Raw genomic sequence first — 24,001 nt, forward strand, 5'->3', positions numbered from 1 at the left:
CGCTTTCGTGAATCGTTCAAAGTTTGGGCAAGAAGTCTCACCCAAGAATATGATCAAATTTCAGAGTGTCAATCGAATCAACTGATTCGCCGCAATTTACCCGGCAATCGAGCGACGCACTTGTTCCATCCCTTGGATTACGTCATCGCGCATGGCCTTGGCCGCTGTGGCGGCATCGCCCACCCGCATTGCGTTCAAAGCTTCCTTGTGCTGATCCGGCAGGTTCTGCGTTCCAAGCCTGCCACAGACCACCCTGAGCGAGGGCCCGAAGCGCAGCCAAAGACCACGTGCGATGGCCTGAAGGATAGGAGCGTCGGCCAAATCATAGATCGCCGTGTGGAAGCGATAATTCAATTCCAAGTAAGCAGGAACGTCGCCATTGACGATTGCTTGGTCCAATCTTGAGTCGATATCAATCAGCCGCGACACGTCCTGTTCGTTGGCCCTTTCCGCTGCGCGCGAGGCTAGTTGAGGCTCAATAGCTTGACGAACAAAGATTAATTCGTTCACATTCTCAACTGACAATTGCGGCACGCAAACCCGGCGATTGCCTTGGAACTCCAAGGCACCTTCAGCCGTCAATCGGCGGATCGCCTCGCGAACCGGGGTAACACCAGCGTCTAGCTTAGCAGTGATCCCTTGGATGGTGACGGGTTGTCCTGGTGCCAGTTCGCCAAACAGAATAAGATCGCGAAGCTGTCGATAAACAGTCTCGTGGGCCGGTGTCGGTGCAGGTTCAGACTTGCTGTCCTGGTGTTTTTGCTCTGCTTTTGATTTGGTCATTGCCGCGGAATTCATAGTCGCTTTACCGTAATTGTCGCCAGCTTACAGGCGAGGCAAAAAAAAAGCCATGTTGCATTTGATCAAAAAACTTGATCAAATTGCAAAAAGGGGGATGCTGACCCCACAACCGGGAGAACGAAATGATAAAACACCTATTTACCGCAACCGCCACCATTGCCCTGATGGTCGGGATGGCAACGGCGGAAGAAGTCCGCGTCTACAACTGGTCGGACTATATCGATGAAGGTCTGCTGACCAAGTTCGAAGAAGAAACCGGCATCAAGCTGATCTACGACGTGTTCGATTCCAACGAGGTGCTTGAAACCAAGTTGCTGGCCGGTGGGTCAGGGTATGACGTCGTCGTTCCCTCGGGTACTTTTCTGCAGCGCCAGATCGTGGCCGGAGCGTTTCAGAAGCTGGACACATCCAAGCTGCCCAACCACGGCAATATGTGGGACGTGATCAGCTCGCGGACTGCGGCTTATGATCCGGGCAACGAATACTCGATCAACTACATGTGGGGAACCACCGGGCTCGGCGTAAATGTCGGCAAGGTGAAAGAAGTGCTTGGCGGTGATGCGCCGATCGACAGCTTGGCGCTTATCTTTGATCCCGCCAACATGGAGAAGCTGGCGTCATGCGGTGTGCATATCCTTGATGCTCCGGCCGAGATCATTCCGGCGGCTCTGGCCTATCTGGGAGAGGACCCCGACAGCCATGATCCCGACGTGATCAAGAAGACCGAGGCCGTGCTGGCCGCAGTTGCGCCTTACGTGCAGAAATTCCACAGCTCGGAATACATCAACGCGCTGGCCAATGGTGATATCTGTGTGGCCGTAGGCTGGTCCGGTGACGTTCTGCAGGCCCGCGACCGTGCTATAGAAGCGGAAAACGGTGTCGAGATCGCCTATAACGCAGCCAAAGAAGGTTCGCTGATGTGGTTCGACCAAATGGCGATTCCCGCAGATGCCCCGAACCCTGATGGTGCGCACAAGTTTCTGAACTTCATTATGGATGCGGGCAACATGGCGACGGCGTCGAACTACGTCTATTACGCCAATGGAAATCTGGCATCGCAGCCGATGCTGGAAGAGGATGTGATCGGCGATCCGGCGATCTATCCGACCGAAGAGGCCCTCAAGACGCTCTATACAACGCGACCTTATGACTCGAAGGTGCAGCGTGTTGTGACGCGGCTCTGGACCAAGATCAAGTCCGGTACCTGAAGCCAAAAAACCAAGCCCGCGCCAAAGCAGTTTGGCGCGGGTTTTTCTATATCCGTTCGGAGGGGCCCGATGTCTGACACCGATTTCGAACCGTGGAACGATCCCAACGCAGAACCGCTGATCCATTTTCAGAACGTGACCAAGCGCTTTGGTGACTTCACGGCTATTGATGATCTGACCATCGACATCTACGAGAAGGAGTTCTTTGCTCTCCTTGGTCCGTCCGGATGTGGTAAGACCACGCTGATGCGGATGCTGGCCGGGTTTGAGAATCCGTCCGAAGGCAACATCTTTCTGGCGGGCCAGGACATCGTACCGATCCCTCCGAACCGGCGCGCCGTGAACATGATGTTCCAATCCTATGCGCTATTCCCGCATCTTTCGATTTGGGACAACATTGCGTTCGGCCTAAAACGCGACAAGATGAGCAAGGACGCCGTTGGTGAACGCGTCGAAGAAATGCTGCGCCTGACCCGGTTGGAACAATTCGCCCGTCGTAAACCGCACCAGATTTCTGGTGGTCAGAGGCAGCGTGTCGCCTTGGCCCGGTCCCTGGCCAAGGCGCCGAAGCTGCTGCTATTGGATGAACCGCTAGGCGCGCTCGACAAGAAGCTGCGCATCGATACGCAGTTCGAGTTGATGGACATCCAGGAAAGCACCGGCACCACCTTTGTAATTGTCACGCACGACCAGGAAGAGGCGATGACAGTCGCGTCTCGCGTGGCTGTGATGGACCATGGTCGCATCGTGCAGGCCTCGACCCCTGCTGAAATCTACGAAGCACCGAACTCGGTCTATGTCGCTGACTTCATTGGTGACGTTAACATCATCGAGGGTTATGCCGAGAAATCCGGTGACGGGTTCAACCTGACCTGGGGCGAGAGTCGACCCATACTGAAGGCAGAAACCCAGAATGGGTTCGCGGGCGGCAATTGCGCCCTGGCGATTCGGCCTGAAAAAGTCTCTGTTACGGCAGAAAAACCTGAAGATGCCGCCAATGCCATCAAGGGCAAAGTCCACGATATTGCCTATCTGGGTAACCTATCGACCTATCATGTCGAAATTCCCGGCGGCCAGATCATCAAGGCGCAAACCGCCAATACCCGCCGCTTGTCGCGCCGGTCTTTTACATGGGAAGACGACGTTTGGTTGAGCTGGACAGCCACCGCCGGTGTGTTGCTGGCTGAACTATGAGACGCGCAATCCTCATAGCGGTGCCTTATCTTTGGCTTCTGGCCCTGTTTCTGGTGCCGTTCTTCATTGTCCTGAAAATCTCGCTTTCCGACACAGCGCTGGCAATCCCGCCCTATACTCCGACGCTGGACATTTCCGGTGGCTGGAGCGCGATCAAGGAATATTTCAGCCAGCTCGATCTCGAGAACTTCTGGTTCTTGACCAGCGATGATCTTTACTGGAAAGCCTACTTGTCCAGCCTCTGGATTGCGGTGATTTCGACCTTCCTGACGCTGCTGGTCGGCTATCCAGTGGCCTATGCCATGGCTCAGGCCCCGAACGAATGGCGCCCTACGTTGATGATGCTGGTGATCCTGCCGTTCTGGACCAGCTTCCTGATCCGGGTTTATGCATGGATGGGAATCCTCAGTCAGGAAGGGCTGCTCAACCAGTTCCTGATGTGGACAGGCTTGATTTCCGAGCCTCTTACGATCCTCAACACCAACACCGCGGTCTATATCGGCATCGTCTACACCTATCTGCCCTTCATGATCCTGCCGATCTATTCGGCATTGGAGAAGCTGGATGCTTCGTTGCTTGAGGCGGCCGAGGACCTGGGCTGTTCGCGCTTTACTGCGTTCTGGCTGGTCACGGTCCCGCTGTCAAAAAACGGAATTATTGCCGGGTGTTTCCTGGTCTTCATTCCAGCGTTGGGTGAGTTTGTAATCCCATCGCTGTTGGGCGGGTCCAAGACGTTGATGATCGGCAAGGTGCTATGGGAAGAATTCTTCAACAACCGTGATTGGCCTGTGGCAAGTGCTGTGGCGATTATCCTGCTACTGATCCTGATCATTCCGATCATTCTGTTCCAACGTAACGAGCAGAAGGCACGGGAGGCCGAGCAATGAGACGGTTTTCCTGGTTCAATGCAACCGCGCTGACGCTTGGGTTTGCGTTCCTTTATATTCCCATGGTCATCCTGGTGATCTATAGCTTCAACTCATCCAAACTAGTGACGGTTTGGGCCGGGTTCAGCACCAAGTGGTATGGTGAGCTGGTCCAGAACGAGGCGTTCCTGAACGCCGCTTGGGTCACGGTTAAGGTCGCCGTGGCCTCATCGACGCTCGCCACGGTGCTGGGAACGATGGGTGCCTATGTGATGGTACGCGCCGGCCGGTTCCGGGGGCGGACGCTGTTTTCGGGGATGATCTATGCGCCGCTGGTGATGCCCGAAGTGATTACTGGTTTGTCGCTGCTTTTGTTGTTCATCGGCATCGGGCTGGATCGCGGAATCTTCACCATCATTCTGGCGCACACGACGTTTTCGATGTGTTACGTGAGCGTCGTGGTTTCCTCGCGCTTGGTCAGTTTTGACCGTTCGTTGGAAGAAGCGGCGCTTGACCTGGGTTGTTCCGCGTTCGAAGCGTTCCGGCTGGTGACCCTGCCGATCATTGCGCCAGCGGTGATTTCGGGGTGGCTGTTGGCCTTTACCCTGTCGCTGGATGACCTGGTGATCGCATCGTTCACATCTGGTCCGTCAGCCACAACATTGCCGATCAAGATCTTCTCGGCGGTGCGCCTTGGAGTTAGCCCCGAGATCAACGCCCTGTCGACGATCATGATTGCCATCGTGACCGTGGGTGTGATCAGTGCATCGCTGATATCCAAGCGCGCAGCTGTCAAGCAGATGGCCGAGGAAAAGGCAGCCGAGCGCGCTGAAGCATGAGACGACTCTACCCGGACTACGCCTATTCTGATCAGAGGATTGCAGGCTGTTTTTGGGCAGAAACCGTGCCTGATACTGTTTTGCAGCGCCCCGCACCCGGGGGCGATCTGGTGGTGGATGTCGCGATCATCGGTGGCGGATTCACGGGCCTGTCAGCGGCGTTGCATCTGGCGCAGTCCGGGGCGCGGGTTGCGGTTCTGGAGGCGCGGTTTCCGGGCTGGGGGGCATCGGGGCGCAATGGCGGGTTCTGTTGCCTGGGCGGCTCCAAGGCGCGCGATGGCGCCATCGACAAGGCACTTGGGCGGGAGGCACGGCTGGAATGGATGCGAGCCGAGAAGGCGGCAGTTGATCTGGTTGCGCGACTGATTGAAACCCATGGGATTGAGGCCAGTGTGCATTCGAAGGGCGAAACGATGCTGGCTCACACTCGTGCGGCCGCACGGTTCGAAGGATATGCCGAGCAATGCCGTGAGAACTTTGGGGTCGAACCTGAACTCATTGACAAGTCCGATCTGGCCGATCACGGGTTGGGCGGCGCATTTCACGGGGCCATGACAATTCCTATAGGGTTTGGTCTTGATCCGCGCCAGTATCTGGCCGGGTTGTTGCAGGCCGCCGAAACCGCAGGGGCGACGGTTTTCGGCAATTCGCCGGTTCTGAATATGACACGTGACGGCGGCCAATGGCGGCTGACGACCGCCGACGGAAGGTTGCGTGCGGATCAGGTGATCGTTGCAACCAACGGCTATTCCAGCGAGGACGTGCCCGAGTGGATGGCGGCGCGCTATATCCCGACACAATCCAGCGTGATCGTGACCCGACCGCTTACGCAGGACGAGCAGGAGGCGCAGGGCTGGACCAGCGATCAGATGGCCTACGACACGCGCCGGTTGCTGCACTATTTCCGCAAGATGCCCAACGGTCGGTTCCTGTTCGGGATGCGCGGTGGGCTGCGATCTTCGCCAACGGCCGAGGCGACGAACCGGCGGCTGATCCGGCGTGATTTCGATACTATGTTCCCGGAATGGCGGCACGTGGAAGCCACGCATTATTGGAACGGCATGGTTTGTCTAGCGGCGAACCTGACTCCGTTTGCCGGACCCGTGCCGGATATGCCGGGGGTGTTTGCCGGGTTTGCCTATCACGGGAATGGTGTCGCCATGGGGAGTTATACTGGCGCACTGTTGGCGGATCATCTATCCGGCGATGGCAGCGACCGGCCAATTCCCACGATCATGCAGAAACCTGCGGGCAGGTTCCCGTTGGGCCGATTTCGGCGGGCGTTGATGTTTCCGGCCTATGCGCTTTACGGGTTGTTGGACCGATTCGGGTGAAATCCTTCTGTGATCCGACTTGCGATCAATCCTGCCCGTAAATCTTAATAAAGTTCCTAAGGATGCGTTCGGGGGCGTGCACATCCGCCGCGCGGCACATCGCGACCAGCTTGTCGGCATCTTCGGGCGGAAAATAGCCGCGGTGCTTGTAGATCCCGATCCGGACCTCAAATCCGTCGCTGTCGGCCTCCGGGTGGAACTGGGTGGCATAGACATTCCGGCCAAGGCGGATCATCTGGTAAGGGCAGGTCGGTGAGGTGATCAGGTGGGCACAACCCTCGGGCAGCTCCTGTACCGCCTCCTTGTGTCCGACAAAGGCCTGGAACGCATCGGGGAGGCCCTCGCATAGCGGGTCGTCCTCAGCGTCGTGCGTCAGTGCACAGTCCGAGGTACCGACCTCTTCGCTGTAGCGTTCCTTGGTCACCGGTGCGCCAAGGTGATGGCCGAGGATGCCGATGCCGTAGCAACAGCCGAGGAAGGGAAAGTCGCGGTCTGTGATTTCGGGCATCAGCGACAGGACGGCCGCTTCGATCTGGGCCTCTACCGGGGTTTTCTTGTTTTCCGGGTCGCTGACACAGCCGGGGCCGCCGCCGACGATCACGCCGGAATAGTCATCAAGGCTGAGGTTATCTGGCAATGCCGTCTGATCCAGCCTGATCCGATGGGTCTGATCCGGGGTCAGGCCGCCCTTGGACAGAATGGCGGCGAATTCGTCATCCGAGGCCTCGGTTTCGGGGCGCAATTGCAGGATCAGAAAGGGCTTCATTTTGGGTCCTCCTGATGCATCGTTTCGTCGCTGTGGGCGGCAAGGTCAACCCTCTGCAATGTCGCTGCTGGCTTGAGGTTGGTTTGTCCTGGGCCTAGGTTGGCCGAACCAGATACAGGCCGTGGGGGTGCCTCCAGTGCAACATCGTCGGAATACACCACCGAGGCCGGGAGTGGCATAAGCAGATGGCGATGCGACGATCCCTGTCGATGGCGACGTACCTGGCGCTTGCCAGGCGTGGACCAAAGGCGCCGTTGCGGTTTCCAACGTCGCGCCCGGAAGGCACGCTGTTGTGGGGCCATGCTACGTCGCCGGGGCGGGTGGCGGCCCTGTCGCAGATCGCCGCGCGGCTGCGGGTAGGACGGCCCGATCTGCAATTTCTGCTCACAGCTGCGCCGGGATTGGAATGCCCCGAGCATTTGGGCGAGCAGGATTTTTTTCAGATGCTCGACGAAGACACCTTGCCAGGCGCTGAGGCGTTTTTGGATCATTGGCAACCCGATCTATCCCTGTGGACCGGAGGGCATTTCAAACCGGCGCTGCTGCATCAATGCGCGAAACGCAACTTGACGGTATTTTTGATTGATGCGGATGAAGAAGGTCTTAACGCCTCGCGCCAACGTTGGCTGCCCGAACTGGCGCGGGCCAATCTGCGCGATTTTTCGACGATCATGGCGCGGGATGGAACCACCGCGCAAATCCTGCGGCGGTTGGGTGTACCCGGGGGCGAGATCACGGTGACTGGACCCTTGCAGGAAGGCAGTACAGCGCTGAGCTGTAACGAGCAGGAACGTGATGAGATGGCGCAGGTGCTGGCCGGGCGACCGGTTTGGTTGGCGGCGATGGTGCAGCCCGAAGAGTTGCAGGTCGTGATCGATGCCTACCGAGAGATCAGCCGCCTTGCCTTGCGATTGCTGTTGATCCTGGTGCCGGACGATGAAACCGATGGGCCGGAGTTTCTTGAACGGCTGCAACAGGAACAGCTGCAGGTGGCGGTTTGGTCCGAGGGGGACATGCCGGACGAAACCACTCAGGTTCTGTTGGCCGACACTTGGGGAGAGATGGGGCTTTGGTACCGATTGGCACCAGTGACCTTTATGGCAAGCTCGTTGTTGCAGGGACTTGGCGGGTGCGATCCGTACGAGCCGGCAGCGCTGGGATCGGCGGTGCTGTACGGTCCCAATGTGGGCCGTTACCTTGGTGCCTATTCGCGACTGGCGGGGGCCGGAGCGGCGAGAATTGTCAAGGATTCCGATACTTTGGCGCAGGCCCTGCAACAGTGCCTTTCGCCTGATCAGGCAGCGATAATGGCTGCCGCCGGTTGGAACGTGGTCTCGGAAGGTGCTGAGGTGACAGACAGGGTAATCGACCTGGTCCATGACACGCTTGATGCGCTGGGGGTGGTGTGATGCGGCCGCCGGGGTTCTGGTCAGCTTCGCCTGAGAGGCCGGGTGTCATGGCGCGGGTTTTGGCGCCGTTGGGGTGGCTTTATGGTGCCGTGACAGCGCAGCGGGTGAAGAGGGAAGGTACACCGGTTGGGTGCCCGGTGATCTGTGTTGGCAACATCAATGCGGGCGGTACCGGCAAAACGCCGACGGTCATTGCATTGGCCCAGTACCTTCAGGGTAAGGGGCTGAAACCCATTGCGGTTTCAAGGGGTTACGGGGGTTCCATGGACGGGCCCATGGAGGTTGATCCACGGGTGCATGACGCGGGGCAGGTGGGGGATGAACCGCTGCTTTTGGCGGCTTTTCTACCGGCGTGGATTGCCAAGGATCGATTGGCGGGATGCCAAGCGGCGGTCGAGGCCGGGGCGGATGTGATCCTGCTGGATGACGGGTTTCAAAACCCGTTGGTTTTCAAGGATTTATCCATTGTCGTGGTGGATGCGCATCGCGGGTTTGGCAATGGGCGGTGCATCCCTGCCGGGCCGCTCAGAGAGCCTGTGGAAGAGGGGATGAAGCGGGCCAGTGCGGTATTGTCTATTGGTCCCGATGAGGCGCAGAAATCCTTTGAAAAACAATGGGGTAGTCGGGTTACCGTGCCCCACGCCAAGGGGGCTTTGCAGCCGCTTCAGACCGGGATGGACTGGCAGGGGCAGCGGGTGATGGCATTTGCCGGGATTGGACATCCAGAAAAGTTCTTTGCCACGCTGCGTGGCCTGGGGGCTGAGCTGGTCGAGATGCGGGCTTTGGATGATCATCAGGAACTAACCCCGGCAATCTTCAACCGTTTGGAATCACAGGCAAAAGCGTTGAACGCGCAGTTGGTGACAACCGAGAAGGACGCGGTGCGTTTGCGCCCCGAAGACCGGTACAAAGTGCTGGCCCTGCCGGTGCGATTGGAGATCGACGACTGGGGTGGGCTGGATGAGATTATCCAAAGGTTAATCCCGTCGAAATTAGGTTAGCGGCCCCGAAAATCTGGGGGCTGGTATCCGTCTGGCACCTGTCGGCTATCTGTCGGGCAAAACTGCCATTAACCTATTGCTTGATAGGTCAGTTATCCTGACCAAGCTTTGGGCTGGGCCGGTCGAGGGACAGCTCGGCATCCGAGAAAATGATCGGTGCGCGAACACCGGGAACCCCCTCGGGTTCGATCCGCAGACCCCGGGCCTGTACCTGCGGATCGGCAAAGACATCGGCCATGTCGTTGATCGGTCCGGCGGGGATGCCCTTATCCTCGCAGGCGGCCAGAAGGTCGGCCTTGGTCCATTTGACGGTTTGGCCCATCAGCAGCTCGATCATCTCGGGGCGGTTTTCTACCCGGTCGGCGTTTGTCAGGAACTTTGAGTCTTCGGCCATCCAGTCGAGGCCGAGCAACCGGCACAGGCGCTGATACTGAGGGTCATTGCCGGTGGCGATGATGATGAAGCCGTCGGAACAATCGAACACCTGGTAGGGTGTCAGGTTGGGGTGATAGTTGCCAGTGCGGCCCGGGGGCGTACCGGTGGCGAGATAATTGAGCGACTGGTTCGCCATGGCGGCGACGGCGCAATCCAGAAGCGCCATGTCGATCTGCTGTCCCTTGCCGGTTTGCGAGCGTTGATGCAGGGCGGCGAGGATGCCGGTGACGGAGTAAAGCCCGGTGAACAGATCGGTGATGGCGACGCCGGCGCGTTGCGGCTGACCCTCTGGGTCGCCAGTGATCGACATAAAGCCCGACATGCCCTGGATGATGTAGTCATACCCGGCGCGGTGGGCATAAGGCCCGGTCTGGCCGAAACCGGTGATCGAGCAGTAGATCAGGCCGGGGTTCAGGTCCTTCACGCTGTCATAGTCAAGCCCGTATTTGGCAAGGCCACCGACCTTGAAATTCTCGATCAGGATGTCTGCGTCGGCGATCAGCGCCTTGAGACGATCCATGTCTTGCGCATTCTTGAAATCGACAGTGACCGAGGCCTTGCCGCGATTGCAGGAGTGAAAATAGGCGGCGGTCTTGTCGTCTTCACGGGTGATGAATGGGGGGCCCCATTGACGGGTATCGTCACCCGAGATGGCCTCGACCTTGGTCACTTCGGCGCCAAGATCCGACAGGGTCTGACCGGCCCAGGGCCCGGCAAGAATGCGGGCCAGTTCGATAACCTTGAGCCCGGCAAGCGGCGTGGTCATGGGCGTTCCCTTTCAAATGCAAGTCACCCGCCGGATAGGCGGTTTCAGGCTGTTTTAGAGCAATAAAGCGAAGGATGGAAATGGGTGGTTTTGGTGGAGGGATCGGCGTTGAGGGACAAGCCGTGAGATCGCCAGGCCGCGGGGTGGTTTGGCAATCTCGCAGCGGCCCAAGGGCCTTGATTACGCTCGGGTTCTGATTGGCAAGCCCTATGCCAAGGCGAAAGAGCATATGGCCCTCCCATCCGCGAACGGGAGGGCGGTTGATTGAATGCGGGTCGAGCTTACGAGCCCAGTTTCTCGTCGAGGATCGCCTTGAGTTTCTCGTAGGACATGTTTTTGTACTTTTCGCCATTGATGATCAGGGTTGGCGTGGCGTTGATGTCATCGGCCGCGGTATTTGCCTGGAACCAGTCGACCAGCGCCTTGGCTTTGTCGCCGTCCTCCATACAGGCCTTGATCTTGTCCTCTTCGAGACCGGCGATCTTGCCCATCTTGCGCAGGTTGGCAGCGAGCACGACCGGATCCTGCGAATTCATCCATTCGCCCTGTTTCGAATAGATCAGGTCCGAAACGCCGAAAAAGCGATCGGATTCGCAGCGGGCGACCATTGCGGCCCAAAGGCCGACGCGGTCAAAATAGACATCGCGATAAACAAAGTTGATCTTGCCGGTGTCGATATACTCAGCCTTGAGCTGCTTGAACTGGTTGGCGTGGAACGTTGCGCAGTGACCGCAGGTGAAGGAAGCGTATTCCATCAAAGTAACGGCGGCGTCGGGGTTGCCGAGCGTCATTTCGACAACTGCGGGCTCTTCCTCGGCTGCGACTTCCGTGACCGCGGTCTGGCTTTCGGCCAAAGCGGACATGGGTAGTGCGGCAAGTGCAAGCCAGGCCAATGCGGGGAGGGTGTGTTTCAGCGACGTCATTGACGGTGCCCTTTCTGGTGTTTTGATTTGGATAGGACGTTTTCGCCCAGAGTTTCAAGCGCAGCGCGAAGGTCGCTGTCGGCGACCGGTTTCACGGCGTCATGCGCCGCCTGTTTGACGGCTGGGTCTGGGGTTTTAGGGGCCGGTTTCGCTGCGCGGTGTTCAAAGCTGACCTGACCTTCGGCGAAGCCGGTGGCATGGGTTTGCGTGATGCGGATGCGTGAAATGGCGTTATAGCCATAAGTGGCGTTGACCCGTTCGCGCAGCTTTTCCTTTTGCATTTCCAGCATGGGGGCGTTGGCACCCGTGGTCAGAAGCGACAGTGTGGCGCCGAACCCGCCCCGGCCATAGGAGATTTCCACCGGACGGGCGATGTCGGCAATGTCCGGGCCCGCGATTTCCGGCCAATGGGTCAGAAGCCGGGTCACGGCAAATCCCCGCGATTCACCGGCCTTGCGAATCTGGCCGGAGAGCAATTTCGAGGCGCGGGCAAAGCCTTTGCTGAAGCCGGGCTTGCGGGGGGTCATGGATGCTCCCTTGGTTTGGGGCCAACTTAATGGCAGGAAGGGGCAGCGAACAGGGAAAACGTCATGCGAGGATTAACAGTTGCGTGAGAAAGCGCGTGAACTTTTGGCGTGGTACGATGTGCATGCGCGGGAATTGCCGTGGCGGGTAGGGCCGCGTGACGCGGCCCGGCCCGATCCTTATGCCGTTTGGCTGAGCGAGGTCATGCTGCAACAGACGACAGTCGCGGCGGTGAAAGAGTACTTCACGCGGTTCATGGGCTTGTGGCCGACGGTCGAGGATCTGGCGGCGGCGCGCGACGAAGACGTTATGGGGGAATGGGCCGGGCTTGGCTATTACGCGAGGGCGCGCAACCTGTTGAAATGCGCGCGGGTGGTGGCCGCGCGTGGGGGGTTTCCGGAGACGCGGGAAGAGTTGGTGAAACTGCCGGGAATCGGGCCCTATACCGGGGCGGCGATTGCGGCGATTGCCTTTGATGAGGCCGAAGTCGTGGTCGATGGCAATGTCGAGCGGGTGATGGCGCGGATGTTCGCGATTGAGACGCCATTGCCGGTGGCGAAGGGGGAGTTGACCGAAAAAGCGGCTCTAATAACGCCCAAAACGCGCCCGGGTGATTATGCGCAGGCGGTGATGGACCTGGGGGCGACGGTGTGCACGCCCAAGTCTCCGGCCTGTGGGATCTGCCCGTGGATGTCGGATTGCAAGGGGCGCCAGGCGGGGATCGCGGCCGGATTGCCGAAGAAGCTGGCGAAGAAACCCAAACCGGTCCGGCAGGGGGTGGCCTATGTCGGACGGCGGGCCGATGGGGCGTGGTTGTTAGAGCGACGGCCGGATAAGGGATTGCTAGGCGGGATGCTGGGCTGGCCCGGCGCGGAATGGGGTGAGGTAGCGGTTGAAAGCCCGCCGGTTGAAGCCGAGTGGCGCGATATCGGCACCGAGGCGCGGCACACGTTCACGCATTTTCATCTGCGGCTGGGGATACGGGTCGCAGAGTTGCCGGAGGGCATCGATCCTGATGTCGGCCAATTCATACCGAAAGAGATGTTCCGCCCGTCCGATCTTCCCACGGTTATGCGCAAGGTGTTTGATCTTGCCAAGGACGGGTTGAGCGAGGAGAACAATTAGTCGAGTATGGCCTTTGCCAGCCATTCATGCCGTCCACGGCGAAGGTCTGCTTCGAGCCCATTTCAGCCATTAGGCGAAGTTAGCCAACCGCCCGTCTTGCCGAACATCTAGCTCTCCAATTTCTCCGAGCAGTTTGACAATCTCGGCAACACCGTCGCGATTGCGCAACGATGAAAAGACGAACGGACGGTCACGTCGCATTTTTCCAGCGTCTCTCTCCATAGCATCAAGCGACGCGCCGACATACGGGGCAAGGTCCGTCTTGTTGATGATCAGGATGTCGGACTTGGTAATCGCTGGCCCGCCCTTGCGGGGTATGTCTTCACCCGCGGCCACATCAATCACGTAGAGCGTGACATCGGCTAGTTCGGGGCTGAAAGTTGCCGAGAGGTTGTCTCCGCCGCTCTCGATGAGAACGATTTCTATGCCCGGGTGGCGCCTTTCCATCTCGGCCACGGCGGCAAGGTTGATCGAGGCATCTTCGCGAATGGCAGTGTGCGGGCACCCCCCGGTTTCCACGCCAATCACCCGATCCCGCGGCAGGATTTGCAGGCGCATCAGGGCCTCGGCGTCTTCCTGGGTGTAGATGTCGTTCGTGATGACGCCGATCGAATGGCTGTCGCGAAGCGCTTCGCTAAGCGCGGCAGTAAGCGTGGTTTTACCAGCGCCCACCGGGCCACCGATGCCAACGCGAAGCGGGCCGTTCATAGTGCTCATGTTCGGAACATCCTTGAGTATTGAGTTTCATGTTTCATCGCGGCGATGTCGCTGAGGAAGGCTGTGGATGCCAGCTGGGACAGGTCAGTGGACAACGCCGCGCCAGCGATGGCTTGGCACCGTGGCGTCAGGTCGCGGATCATTTGCTGCCCATCCGTTTGCCCAAGGGGCACCAGCCGGGTCGCCGCGGCCACGAGGTTGGCCATGAAGGCATGCAAATAGAACTGGGTGGTCAATCTCAGGGGCAGGTCTACCAGATTAGCCGCGCGGCCCACGACCACGGGATAGCTCAATTCAGCAAGTTCCCTGGTCCAGACCGAGGCCGTGATGCCGCAGAACGCTTCGCCCTGCAGACGGGTTTCCATCATCCGTTCCGACGACGCCGAAAGTGCAAGCGACATGTCGTTGATGCATGTCAAATCCTGCGGCGAAGCCGCCTGATAGGCGGCACTAATAAACAGGCAATCGTTCCATCCTGCCCCATGTTTCAGCACATCCGAAATCCAGGCCTGCGTGGTTTTTGCATCTCCGACATCGCCCGCGTCCACGGCCCATTCCAAGCCATGCGAATAGGCAAATGCCCCCACCGGATAAGCCGGTGAAAACCACTGTGCCAGGGTCAGGATTTGTGTCTCAGTGGGCATGGCCATGGGTTCTTCCGTGACCATAAGCTCCGCCTTCGGGCGTGAAGGGTTCGACCACCTCTCGCAGAGAGGCACCGATCTTGCTCAGCATGCCGTGGATCACGTGATCGCGCTGGATCAGCAGGCGGTGCACTTCGATCTGGCAGGGTGTGTGACGGTTGCCGATATGCCAGGCTAGGCGGGTCAAGTCCGGACCGGTGATTTCCAGCAACTCCTCCTCGGCGGCGATACATTCGATCAGGCGGCCATCCTGCAACTCGAACGCATCGCCATGATCGAGCGAGGTCGTATGCGCCAGATCGACAAGAAATGCCTCGTCATGCACCGTGGTCAGTTTCTTACGCCGCAGGAACCGGTCGTCATAGCTGAGGGTCACAAGATCATAGGCTCCTGACCATTTCCCGGTCTTGCGTATGTCGCGACAGCGGGGAAGTTCCATAAATGCCTCCTTCAGAACAGGAAATAGCGTTGCGCCATCGGTAGAACCTCGGCGGGTTGGCAGGTGAGCAGCTCGCCATCGGCGCGCACCTCGTAGGTTTCGGGATTGACCTCAACCTTGGGCGTGGCGTTGTTGAGGAGCAGATCGGATTTGCCGATTTGGCGGGTGTTTCTGACCGCGAGGGTATCCTTGGCAAGACCCAGCTTGTCACCAATCCCTGCGTCCTGTGCGGCGGCGCTGACAAAAGTGACAGCGGAGTTTTCTACCGACCGGCCAAAGGCCCCGAACATGGAGCGCGAATAGACCGGCTGCGGCGTCGGGATCGAGGCATTGGGGTCGCCCATCTGTGCCATGACGATTGTGCCACCCAACAAAACCATCTCGGGTTTCACTCCGAAAAATGCCGGATCCCACAGAACAAGGTCGGCACGCTTACCTTCCTCGACACTGCCGATCTCGTGGCCAATGCCGTGGGCAATCGCCGGGTTGATGGTGTACTTCGCAATATAGCGGCGGACGCGGAAATTGTCGTTGTCGCCAGCCTCCTCGGCCAGTTGCCCGCGTTGCTTCTTCATCTTGTCGGCGGTCTGCCAGGTGCGGATCAGAACCTCGCCGACCCGGCCCATCGCCTGACTGTCAGAGGCGATGATCGAGAACGCCCCCATGTCGTGCAGGATGTCTTCGGCGGCGATGGTCTCGCGGCGGATACGGCTTTCGGCAAAAGCAACGTCCTCAGGGATGGATTTGTCGAGATGGTGACAGACCATCAGCATATCGAGATGCTCTTCCAGCGTGTTCACGGTGAAGGGGCGCGTGGGGTTGGTCGAAGACGGCAGGACATGCTCCTCGCCACAGATTTTGATGATGTCTGGCGCATGCCCGCCGCCCGCTCCTTCGGTATGGAAGGCATGGATAGTGCGGCCCTTCATGGCGGCGACGGTGTTCTCGACAAATCCGGATTCATTCAAAGTGTCGGTATGGATCATAACCTGCACATCCATGGCGTCGGCCACTGACAGACAGCAATCAATCGCGCCGGGTGTCGTGCCCCAATCCTCGTGCAGCTTCAGCGCGCAGGCCCCGCCCAGCACCTGTTCCTCAAGCGCAGCGGGAAGCGAGGCATTGCCCTTGCCGGCAAAGGCTAGGTTCATCGGAAAGGCATCCGCCGCTTGCAACATCCGCCCGATATGCCATGGGCCGGGTGTGCAGGTGGTGGCGAGCGTGCCATGAGCCGGGCCTGTGCCGCCACCCAGCATGGTGGTCAGGCCGGAATGCAGCGCATCCTCGATCTGCTGCGGGCAGATGAAATGGATATGGCTGTCGAAGCCCCCGGCGGTCAGGATGCGCCCCTCACCGGCGATCGCCTCGGTGCCGGGGCCGACGATGATATCGACACCGGGCTGGGTGTCCGGGTTGCCCGCCTTGCCAATTCTGGCGATGCGTCCGTTTTTCAGGCCCACATCGGCCTTGTAGATGCCGGTATGATCGACGATCAGCGCGTTGGTGATGACCGTGTCAACGGCACCCTCGGCGCGGGTGGTTTGGGCCTGTCCCATGCCGTCGCGGATCACCTTGCCGCCGCCGAACTTGACCTCTTCGCCGTAGGTGGTCAGGTCACGTTCAACCTCGATGATCAGATCGGTATCGGCCAGCCGCAGCCGGTCGCCGGTGGTGGGGCCAAACATGGCGGCATAGTCGGCGCGGGAAATCGTGGCGGGCATCAGAGCTCTCCCATCACTTGTTGATTAAATCCGTAAATCCGCCGCGCCCCGCCAATTGGGATCAACACCACCTCACGGCGCTGTCCGGGTTCGAAGCGCACAGCGGTCCCGGCTGCAATATCCAGCCGCATGCCACGCGCGGCGGCGCGGTCAAAGTCCAATGCGCTGTTGGTCTCGGCAAAGTGGTAATGCGATCCAACCTGAATCGGGCGGTCGCCGGTATTGGCCACCATCAACCGCGTGACCGCGCGATCTTCGTTGAGGGTCAATTCCCCCTCCGCCGGAATGAGCTCGCCAGGGATCATTTTGAACGTGTCCAGGCCAAACCCGCCGCCCCTGCGACAACCAGCCCTCCAATCAAAAACGGAAGCCACGATGGGTCATTGGCGTGGGGATGCATGTGCGCGCCGCTATGGGCAAAAGCTGGCGCGGCGGTCAGGGCAACAAGAGCGGTCAGAGCGGGTTTCATGATGGATCTCCTTCAGCGAATGGGATTGTGAACGGTGACAAGTTTGGTTCCGTCCGGGAACGTGGCCTCGACCTGCACCTCGTGGATCATCTGGGTGATGCCTTCCATGCAGTCTTCGGCAGCCACCACCTCGGCCCCTGCTTGCATCAGGTCGGCCACCGAGCGCCCGTCGCGGGCGCCTTCGACCACTGCGTCGGTAATCAGGGCAATCGCCTCGGGGTGGTTCAGTTTCACACCGCGCGCCAACCGTTTGCGGGCCACCTCGGCGGCCATGGCAATCAGAAGCTTGTCTTTTTCTCTTGGGGTCAGGTTCATCTCAGATCATCCAGCATCGGGGAATGTCGTCATTGTTCAGAAGGCGCAGCACCGGCAGCAGGCTCTGGCGCAGCACAAAACTGTCCTGCGCCAACAGCCGCGCCACCAGCAGGTCATCACCGATCAGGCTCGCTCCTGCGGTTTCGGGCAGTAACGCCCTCAGTTTTGGTAACAACGCCTCGGCATCCTCGGCCACATAGACCAGAACCACCATCGCCCCCGCCCCATCGGCAATGAAGGGCAGCGCCAGATGCGCGGTCACGTCCCCCTGCAAACGGGTGGCATCCAGAAAGATCGGCTTGCCCTGGCGCCGGATCTCGATCCGATCGGTGAACTGGGCCTCGGTCAGCGTCTCACCCATGGCGGCCCGGCCAAAAATCAGCGGCTCGACCATCAACAGGCTGGCCGTCGGTGCCATCTCGATCACAAGACGCCGGTCCAGCGCCGAACCATTATAGAGAATCGTTTCCTGCGGCAGCCAGTTCAGCCGCGCCCCGGCCTCGGCATGCAGCGTATTGCGCACCTGTCCGACCTGGCCGGGATGTGCCCTATACGCGCGCTCGCATGCCTGCGTGGTCACGCTCAACCGCGACCCCGTCCCGGCCCGGGCCGAAAACGACAACCGGTCCCCCCCGGTTACACCGCCGGCCGTATTCAAAAGCACCGCGTCAAGACCCGCGCAGCTGTTGCGCGGAAACAAGCATTTGGCCGACCCGGCCTGATACAACTTGTCAACGGCGCTGCGCCCACCGGCCAATTTGCTCACAAGCTCGACCGCGCCCCGCGCTCGTGGCTGCACGGCCAATTCACGCCGGGGCATTATGGTCGCATGTTGTGTAATCCGGGCCACCTATCGCGTATGAACTTGCCCTTGGTTTTGGCGCGGCGGGGACAAAGCGCCATTGGAAAGGGCGATTCCGGGGTGATTCCCTGCGAGGCTGATTGTTTTCTGGGCGCAGGTGTCGGTGGCTGATGGAAAATTAGGCATTTACCGGGGCGCTGGGCGATTTTCCCCGACCCGGGTTTGCCATTCTCGCCGCAATGCAGAATCGATTGCCTCACCTACCGGGGGCACAAAGCCGAACATGTCCGGGGGGTGTGTGGCGACCATACGAATTGGACCTCGAAGCGGCCGCCACACGATTGCAACACGAAGTTGCGGGGACAGGTAAGGGAACTGTGCGCCTCTGCGCAAGGGTTTCCGCCACGATCCCCGCGAGGAGAATCGCATGAACTTTCTCAAATCAACGCTTGCCGGATCAATGGTTTTTGCCGCGCTGGCCGGCTCGGCCATGGCTGCTGAAGACACGATCAAGGTTGGCGTCCTGCACTCGCTGTCGGGCACGATGGCCATTTCCGAGACCACGTTGAAGGACACGATGCTTATGCTGATCGATCAGCAGAACGCCAAGGGTGGCCTATTGGGCAAACAGCTGGAGGCCGTGGTTGTTGATCCGGCCTCGGATTGGCCGCTTTTTGCCGAAAAGGCCCGCGAACTGCTAACCGTTCACGATGTCGACGTGATCTTCGGCAACTGGACCTCGGTCAGCCGCAAATCGGTTCTGCCAGTGATCGAAGAGCTGAACGGCCTGCTGTTCTACCCGGTGCAATACGAGGGCGAAGAAAGCTCGAAAAACGTGTTTTACACCGGCGCAGCCCCGAACCAGCAAGCGATCCCGGCAACGGATTATTTCCTGGAGGAACTGGGGGTCGAGAAATTCGCTCTGCTTGGCACGGACTATGTCTACCCCAGGACCACCAACAACATTCTTGAGAGTTATCTCAAGCAGAAGGGCATCGCCGATGCCGACATCTTCGTCAACTACACCCCGTTTGGCCACTCGGACTGGTCGAAAATCGTGGCAGACGTCGTCGCCCTGGGCGCAGATGGCAAAAAGGTCGGCGTGATTTCGACCATCAATGGCGACGCCAATATCGGCTTCTACAAGGAACTGGCCGCCGCAGGCATCTCGGCCGACGACATCCCGGTCGTGGCGTTCTCGGTCGGTGAAGAAGAGCTTGCCGGTCTCGACACCTCGAACCTGGTGGGTCACCTGGCGGCCTGGAACTACTTCCAGTCGGCTGAAAGCGACGTGAACGCCGAATTCGTCAAGACCTGGAAGGCGACGATGGGTGAAGAGCGCGTTACCAATGACCCGATGGAAGCCCACTATATTGGCTTCAACATGTGGGTGAACGCCGCCACCGAGGCAGGCGGCACCGAAGTCGACGCCGTGCGCGCCAAGATGTACGGTCAGGAGTTCCCGAACCTGACCGGCGGCACCGCCGTGATGTTGCCGAACCACCACCTGGCCAAGCCGGTGCTGATCGGTGAAATCCAGGCCGACGGCCAATTCGACATCATCAGCCAAACGACAGAAGTTCCGGGTGACGCCTGGACCGACTTCCTTCCGGAATCGGTCGTTCTGATGTCCGATTGGAAGGACCTTGGCTGCGGTATGTACAATACCGAGACCGAGACCTGTGTTCAGACCCTGTCGAACTACTAAGACCTGACCTTGTGAAGGGGGTAGCATGCCTACCCCCTTTTACCCTGAATTTGCGGAATCCCCTGACATGAAACGTCTTTTGCTCGCGGGACTTGCCCTCCTGTTGTCTTGCCTGATGGCCACAGCACAGGATGCGCCGATCCAGCCGCTCTTGCAGGAGCACCAGGCGGTCATCGCTAAAAGCTCGCGTAAGACGATCGGCCCGGCAATCGACGCCATTGCGACAAGTGGGCTGCCACAGGCGCAGGTCGTTCTGGAAACCTGGGGCGCCAAGTCGATGTGGATGCGCAAATCCGACGGGTTGTTCTTCATCGGTAAAAAAGCTGACGGTAAATCTTACCAATTGACCGATTTCGACAGTGGCGAGGTCGTGGGAGAGTTCCCCAAGAAAGAGCTGAAACAGCTCAAGCCAAACAGCGGCATCCGCGCCCTGATTGCCACCGCACTTGTCCAATTCCAACTGAATGACCCGGACCGTGCCAAGCGGCAGGACGCTTTGACCTCGATCCAGCGCGACCCAGAGGCCGCGCATCTGGGGCCACTCCGAGCGTCGATCGATAACGAGCCCGACAGTGAGTTCAAGGCTCAGAAGAAACGGCTTGAACGATTGCTGACCATCAGCTTCGATAACGACATCCAGACCCGCATCAATGCCATTAACGAAATGTCTGGCGATGTGGGCGTCGACCTGCGCGCCACGCTGAACCCGCTGGTCGCCACCACGCGAGAGGTTGCAGTGGGTCAAATACCCGAAGACAGGAACGTTGCGGCCCGTCTGACGCCTGGAACAGCCGCGTTGCCGCGCGACGAAGCCTATGGCCTTCTGGTTGCCAAGGGATTTGCCCCGACCCAGGTCACGCCGGATGACATCCGCACGGCTCTTGCCACTAACATCACCGGCGGACTGGTCGCGGGCGTTCCCGTAGCCCAGCTTGACACCGACGCCGCCCGCGCCCGCGCCTATGCTGCACTGGCCAAGGGCGGCACTGTGCCACCGATCCTATCCGACGCGGAAATCGACGCGGCCCTTGCCGCCCATGTTTTTTATGACAGTTACGCCGAACCTTCAAATCATGTCACCGACGCCGCAAACGACGTCCTCAAATCCATCGAGTTGAAGGTGGGGGCCAACCAGGCGCTCGACCTCACACTTGACGCTCTGTCGCTCGCCTCGATCTATTTCCTCGCTGCCATTGGCCTTGCCATCACGTTTGGCGTGATGGGCGTGATCAACATGGCCCACGGCGAGTTCATCATGATGGGAGCCTATACTGGCTACGTGGTGCAACAGATCATCCCCGATCACACCGTCTCGATCCTTGTTGCCATCCCGCTTGCTTTTGCCGTGACCTTTGCCGCAGGCGTTGCGATGGAGCGGCTGGTGATCCGCTGGCTTTATGCGCGTCCGCTGGAAACCCTGCTGGCGACCTTCGGCATCTCGATTGCCCTGCAACAGCTCGCCAAGAACATCTTTGGCACCCAGGCACGGCCACTCACTTCACCCGAATGGCTCGACGGCGCGCTGGTTCTGAACGACGTGGTCTCGATCAGTTATATCCGCATCGCCATCTTTTTCCTTGCGCTAATTTTCCTTGGCGTTTTCCTCTTCATCATGAAACGCACCCGGCTGGGGCTGGAAACCCGCGCCGTAACCCAGAACCCGCGCATGGCGGCTTCGATGGGGATCAACCCGGGCCGCGTCAACATGCTGACCTTTGGACTGGGTTCGGGCATTGCCGGGGTTGCCGGTGTCGCCATCGGCCTCTTTGCCAAGGTCACCTCAGAGCTCGGCAGCGATTATATCGTGCAAAGCTTCATGACCGTTGTCGTGGGCGGTGTTGGCAATATCTGGGGCACGCTCGCGGGGGCCACTATGATCGGCTTCCTGCAGAAGGGCATCGAGTGGCTGAACCCCAGCAATACACTGGCGGCGCAAACCTACATGATCGTCTTCATCATCATTTTCATCCAGTTCCGGCCAAGGGGCATCATCGCCATCAAGGGCCGCGCGGCGGGGGATTGATCCATGCAACGCTCGTTTATCGCCAAAAACCCGTCCGTCCTGATCTTCATCGCGGCACTGGCGCTCTTTACCCTCGTGGTCACCGTCCTATCCGAAGGTTTCGGCACCGGGATCATTTCGACCAGTTTCATCAAGACGCTGGGCAAGACTCTGTGCTTGTGCCTTATTGCAGTGGCGATGGACCTGATCTGGGGCTTCACTGGCATTCTCAGCCTTGGCCATTTCGCCTTCTTCGGGCTGGGAGGATACATGATCGGCATGTGGCTGATGTATGAACGGACCCGCCTGATCGTGGCCGAGTCGCTGTCGCAATCCGAAATACCACCAACCGAAACCGAGGTCATAGACGCCATCGGCAACCAGATCTTCGGCGTTGTCGGATCCAGCGAGTTTCCTGTGATCTGGGCCTTCGCCGACAACCTGTTCCTTCAGCTTGTTCTCATCGTGCTTGTGCCCGGACTGTTGGCCTTGGTATTTGGATGGCTGGCCTTCCGCAGCCGTGTCACCGGCGTCTATCTTTCGATTCTGACCCAGGCGATGACCCTGGCGCTGGCGCTCTACCTTTTCCAGAACGACAGCGGGTTACGTGGCAACAACGGCCTCTCGGGCTTACAAAACCTGCCGGGCATCGAGACCACGCAGGATGTCGTCTCGCTCTGGTTTCTCTGGGCCTCGGCCCTGGCCCTGGGGCTTGGCTATCTGCTGGCGGCGTGGATGGTGAGCGGCAAATTCGGTTCAGTCATTCGCGGCATTCGCGACAACGAGGCGCGAGTACGGTTCCTCGGCTATTCGGTCGAGACCTACAAGCTGGTGATCTTCACCCTGACCGCCTGCATCGCCGCCATTGCCGGGGCGCTTTATTACCCACAGGCCGGTATCATCAACCCGGCCGAAATCGCCCCCATCGCGTCGATCTACCTCGCGGTTTGGGTTGCCATCGGAGGGCGCGGTCGGCTTTACGGCGCTGTAATCGGAGCGGCCTTCGTCAGCCTGCTGTCCACATGGTTCACCGGCGGGCAGGCTCCCGACATTCCTTTGGGGTTCTATACCATCAAATGGGTCGACTGGTGGCTGGTGCTGCTGGGTCTGTCCTTTGTCGCTGTCACGCTGTTTGCGCCAAAGGGTATGGGTGGGCTGGTCGACCTCTGGACGATGCGCAAATCTCCAAGCCGTCACGGCGCCGACCTTGGCCCCGACGATGGCGCCTTGCGCGAACAGGAGGCCAGCCAATGAGTACACTTCTCGAAGTCTCCGGTGTCTCGGTCGCATTCGACGGGTTCCGCGCCATCAACAATCTCAGTTTCCAGATCGGCGATGCGGAAATGCGCGCCGTGATCGGCCCCAACGGCGCGGGCAAGACCACGTTCATGGACATCGTCACCGGCAAAACCCGCGCTGATGAGGGCCGGGTGATCTGGGGCGAACGCTCCGTGTCGTTATTGAAAATGAGCGAGGCAAAAATCGCCCAGGCCGGGATCGGCCGCAAGTTCCAGAAACCAACCGTGTTCGAAGACCAGACCGTGCAGGAAAACCTGCTCATGGCATTGAAGAAGCCGCGCCGCTGGCTTTCGGTGCTGGCCTACCAGCCCAGCAAGACAGATTTCGAAAAGGTAGAGGAACTGGCCCGGGAAATCGGGTTGCAGGACGCCCTGAAACGCAAATCCGGCGAGCTGAGCCACGGTCAGAAACAGTGGCTCGAAATCGGCATGCTGCTGGCGCAGGAGCCGCGCTTGCTGTTGGTTGACGAACCCGCCGCCGGTATGACCCCTCAGGAACGCGAACACACAACCGACCTCTTGATCGAGGCAGCCAAGACCCGCGCCGTGGTGGTGGTGGAACATGACATGGAATTTGTCCGCCGCCTGAACTGCAAGGTCACCGTGCTGCACGAGGGGTCCGTTCTGGCCGAAGGCAGCCTTGATCATGTCACCTCGAACCAGGACGTCATCGATGTTTATTTGGGGCGCTAGA

General features: G+C 59.4%; 25 protein-coding genes. 12 read left to right on the forward strand and 13 right to left on the reverse strand.

All coding sequences use genetic code 11. The features are described from left to right. Nucleotides 1–96 precede the first annotated feature (96 nt). Entirely contained in the window at nucleotides 97–783 is a 687-nt protein-coding gene (locus RXV86_RS11710) for a GntR family transcriptional regulator (protein WP_316299821.1), read from the reverse strand. A 140-nt stretch (nucleotides 784–923) separates the two neighbouring features. Here RXV86_RS11710 and RXV86_RS11715 point away from each other — a divergent pair, with 140 nt between their 5' ends. The 5 genes from RXV86_RS11715 to RXV86_RS11735 all read left to right on the forward strand — a co-directional run bounded on the left by RXV86_RS11715 (nucleotide 924) and on the right by RXV86_RS11735 (nucleotide 6,242). Continuing rightward, nucleotides 924–2,009, forward strand: a complete 1,086-nt coding sequence (locus RXV86_RS11715) for a polyamine ABC transporter substrate-binding protein (protein ID WP_316299823.1) — start codon at nucleotides 924–926, stop codon at nucleotides 2,007–2,009. A gap of 69 nt (nucleotides 2,010–2,078) precedes the next feature. Next, nucleotides 2,079–3,203: an ABC transporter ATP-binding protein gene (locus RXV86_RS11720; RefSeq protein WP_316299825.1), complete on the forward strand. Its 1,125-nt coding sequence runs from the start codon at nucleotides 2,079–2,081 to the stop codon at nucleotides 3,201–3,203. After that, nucleotides 3,200–4,090 carry an ABC transporter permease subunit gene (locus RXV86_RS11725; protein ID WP_316299828.1) on the forward strand — a complete coding sequence of 297 codons (891 nt, stop codon included), beginning with the start codon at nucleotides 3,200–3,202 and terminating at the stop codon, nucleotides 4,088–4,090. The genes RXV86_RS11720 and RXV86_RS11725 overlap by 4 nt, the downstream gene beginning before the upstream one ends. Continuing rightward, nucleotides 4,087–4,908: an ABC transporter permease subunit gene (locus RXV86_RS11730; protein ID WP_316299831.1), complete on the forward strand. Its 822-nt coding sequence runs from the start codon at nucleotides 4,087–4,089 to the stop codon at nucleotides 4,906–4,908. Before RXV86_RS11725 ends, RXV86_RS11730 begins: the two co-directional genes overlap by 4 nt. Further along, nucleotides 4,905–6,242 carry an FAD-dependent oxidoreductase gene (locus RXV86_RS11735; RefSeq protein ID WP_316299834.1) on the forward strand — a complete coding sequence of 446 codons (1,338 nt, stop codon included), beginning with the start codon at nucleotides 4,905–4,907 and terminating at the stop codon, nucleotides 6,240–6,242. The genes RXV86_RS11730 and RXV86_RS11735 overlap by 4 nt, the downstream gene beginning before the upstream one ends. Before the next feature lie 25 nt (nucleotides 6,243–6,267). Here the strand turns inward: RXV86_RS11735 and RXV86_RS11740 are convergent, their stop codons facing one another. Then, nucleotides 6,268–7,008, reverse strand: a complete 741-nt coding sequence (locus RXV86_RS11740) for a glutamine amidotransferase (RefSeq protein ID WP_316299837.1) — start codon at nucleotides 7,006–7,008, stop codon at nucleotides 6,268–6,270. Between the two features lie 191 nt (nucleotides 7,009–7,199). On the opposite strand from RXV86_RS11740, the gene RXV86_RS11745 reads away from it, so the two are divergent. Then, nucleotides 7,200–8,417 carry a glycosyltransferase N-terminal domain-containing protein gene (locus RXV86_RS11745; RefSeq protein WP_316299839.1) on the forward strand — a complete coding sequence of 406 codons (1,218 nt, stop codon included), beginning with the start codon at nucleotides 7,200–7,202 and terminating at the stop codon, nucleotides 8,415–8,417. After that, complete coding sequence (gene lpxK / locus RXV86_RS11750; RefSeq protein ID WP_316299842.1) at nucleotides 8,417–9,418, forward strand: tetraacyldisaccharide 4'-kinase; 1,002 nt, start codon at nucleotides 8,417–8,419, stop codon at nucleotides 9,416–9,418. Before RXV86_RS11745 ends, lpxK begins: the two co-directional genes overlap by 1 nt. Before the next feature lie 88 nt (nucleotides 9,419–9,506). Here lpxK and RXV86_RS11755 read toward each other — a convergent pair whose 3' ends face one another. From RXV86_RS11755 to RXV86_RS11765, 3 genes are all read right to left on the reverse strand, one after another. After that, the gene (locus tag RXV86_RS11755) at nucleotides 9,507–10,619 is read right to left on the reverse strand and encodes a CaiB/BaiF CoA-transferase family protein (protein ID WP_316299844.1); all 1,113 of its coding nucleotides are present in this window, start codon (nucleotides 10,617–10,619) and stop codon (nucleotides 9,507–9,509) included. A 281-nt stretch (nucleotides 10,620–10,900) separates the two neighbouring features. Beyond that, nucleotides 10,901–11,542 carry a DsbA family protein gene (locus RXV86_RS11760; RefSeq protein WP_316299847.1) on the reverse strand — a complete coding sequence of 214 codons (642 nt, stop codon included), beginning with the start codon at nucleotides 11,540–11,542 and terminating at the stop codon, nucleotides 10,901–10,903. Further along, on the reverse strand, nucleotides 11,539–12,069 hold the full coding sequence (locus RXV86_RS11765; protein ID WP_316299849.1) for a DciA family protein: 531 nt from the start codon (nucleotides 12,067–12,069) through the stop codon (nucleotides 11,539–11,541). Before RXV86_RS11765 ends, RXV86_RS11760 begins: the two co-directional genes overlap by 4 nt. A 79-nt stretch (nucleotides 12,070–12,148) precedes the next feature. Between RXV86_RS11765 and RXV86_RS11770 the strand changes: the two genes are divergently transcribed. After that, a complete protein-coding gene (locus tag RXV86_RS11770; RefSeq protein WP_316299852.1) occupies nucleotides 12,149–13,192 on the forward strand; it encodes an A/G-specific adenine glycosylase in 1,044 nt (347 codons plus the stop codon). 69 nt (nucleotides 13,193–13,261) lie between these two features. Here RXV86_RS11770 and ureG read toward each other — a convergent pair whose 3' ends face one another. The 8 genes from ureG to RXV86_RS11810 are packed head-to-tail and all read right to left on the reverse strand — an operon-like array spanning nucleotide 13,262 to nucleotide 18,317. Next, nucleotides 13,262–13,909, reverse strand: coding sequence for an urease accessory protein UreG (gene ureG / locus RXV86_RS11775; protein ID WP_316299855.1), 648 nt, complete (start codon nucleotides 13,907–13,909; stop codon nucleotides 13,262–13,264). Next, nucleotides 13,906–14,559 carry an urease accessory protein UreF gene (locus RXV86_RS11780; RefSeq protein WP_316299857.1) on the reverse strand — a complete coding sequence of 218 codons (654 nt, stop codon included), beginning with the start codon at nucleotides 14,557–14,559 and terminating at the stop codon, nucleotides 13,906–13,908. Before RXV86_RS11780 ends, ureG begins: the two co-directional genes overlap by 4 nt. After that, entirely contained in the window at nucleotides 14,543–14,992 is a 450-nt protein-coding gene (ureE, locus tag RXV86_RS11785) for an urease accessory protein UreE (RefSeq protein WP_316299860.1), read from the reverse strand. Before ureE ends, RXV86_RS11780 begins: the two co-directional genes overlap by 17 nt. Before the next feature lie 11 nt (nucleotides 14,993–15,003). After that, nucleotides 15,004–16,713 carry an urease subunit alpha gene (ureC, locus tag RXV86_RS11790; RefSeq protein WP_316299863.1) on the reverse strand — a complete coding sequence of 570 codons (1,710 nt, stop codon included), beginning with the start codon at nucleotides 16,711–16,713 and terminating at the stop codon, nucleotides 15,004–15,006. Continuing rightward, nucleotides 16,713–17,018, reverse strand: coding sequence for an urease subunit beta (locus tag RXV86_RS11795; protein ID WP_316299865.1), 306 nt, complete (start codon nucleotides 17,016–17,018; stop codon nucleotides 16,713–16,715). The genes ureC and RXV86_RS11795 overlap by 1 nt, the downstream gene beginning before the upstream one ends. After that, nucleotides 17,015–17,182 carry a peptidase M23 gene (locus RXV86_RS11800; protein ID WP_316299868.1) on the reverse strand — a complete coding sequence of 56 codons (168 nt, stop codon included), beginning with the start codon at nucleotides 17,180–17,182 and terminating at the stop codon, nucleotides 17,015–17,017. Before RXV86_RS11800 ends, RXV86_RS11795 begins: the two co-directional genes overlap by 4 nt. Nucleotides 17,183–17,194: 12 nt before the next feature. Continuing rightward, nucleotides 17,195–17,497, reverse strand: a complete 303-nt coding sequence (locus RXV86_RS11805) for an urease subunit gamma (RefSeq protein ID WP_316299870.1) — start codon at nucleotides 17,495–17,497, stop codon at nucleotides 17,195–17,197. A gap of 1 nt (nucleotide 17,498) precedes the next feature. Continuing rightward, entirely contained in the window at nucleotides 17,499–18,317 is an 819-nt protein-coding gene (locus tag RXV86_RS11810; protein ID WP_316299873.1) for an urease accessory protein UreD, read from the reverse strand. Between the two features lie 409 nt (nucleotides 18,318–18,726). Between RXV86_RS11810 and urtA the strand changes: the two genes are divergently transcribed. The 4 genes from urtA (at nucleotide 18,727) to urtD (ending at nucleotide 24,000) form a co-directional block, all read left to right on the forward strand. Beyond that, nucleotides 18,727–20,007, forward strand: a complete 1,281-nt coding sequence (urtA, locus tag RXV86_RS11815) for an urea ABC transporter substrate-binding protein (RefSeq protein ID WP_316299875.1) — start codon at nucleotides 18,727–18,729, stop codon at nucleotides 20,005–20,007. Between the two features lie 67 nt (nucleotides 20,008–20,074). Beyond that, nucleotides 20,075–22,030 (forward strand): urea ABC transporter permease subunit UrtB, encoded by a 1,956-nt coding sequence (gene urtB / locus RXV86_RS11820; RefSeq protein WP_316299879.1) that lies wholly within the window; start codon nucleotides 20,075–20,077, stop codon nucleotides 22,028–22,030. A 3-nt stretch (nucleotides 22,031–22,033) separates the two neighbouring features. Then, entirely contained in the window at nucleotides 22,034–23,263 is a 1,230-nt protein-coding gene (gene urtC, locus RXV86_RS11825) for an urea ABC transporter permease subunit UrtC (protein ID WP_316299881.1), read from the forward strand. Continuing rightward, on the forward strand, nucleotides 23,260–24,000 hold the full coding sequence (urtD, locus tag RXV86_RS11830) for an urea ABC transporter ATP-binding protein UrtD (RefSeq protein ID WP_316299884.1): 741 nt from the start codon (nucleotides 23,260–23,262) through the stop codon (nucleotides 23,998–24,000). Before urtC ends, urtD begins: the two co-directional genes overlap by 4 nt. Nucleotide 24,001: the final 1 nt, after the last annotated feature.

The sequence above is a fragment of the Aliisedimentitalea sp. MJ-SS2 genome (assembly GCF_032586155.1).
Lineage (GTDB): Bacteria > Pseudomonadota > Alphaproteobacteria > Rhodobacterales > Rhodobacteraceae > JAWHTC01.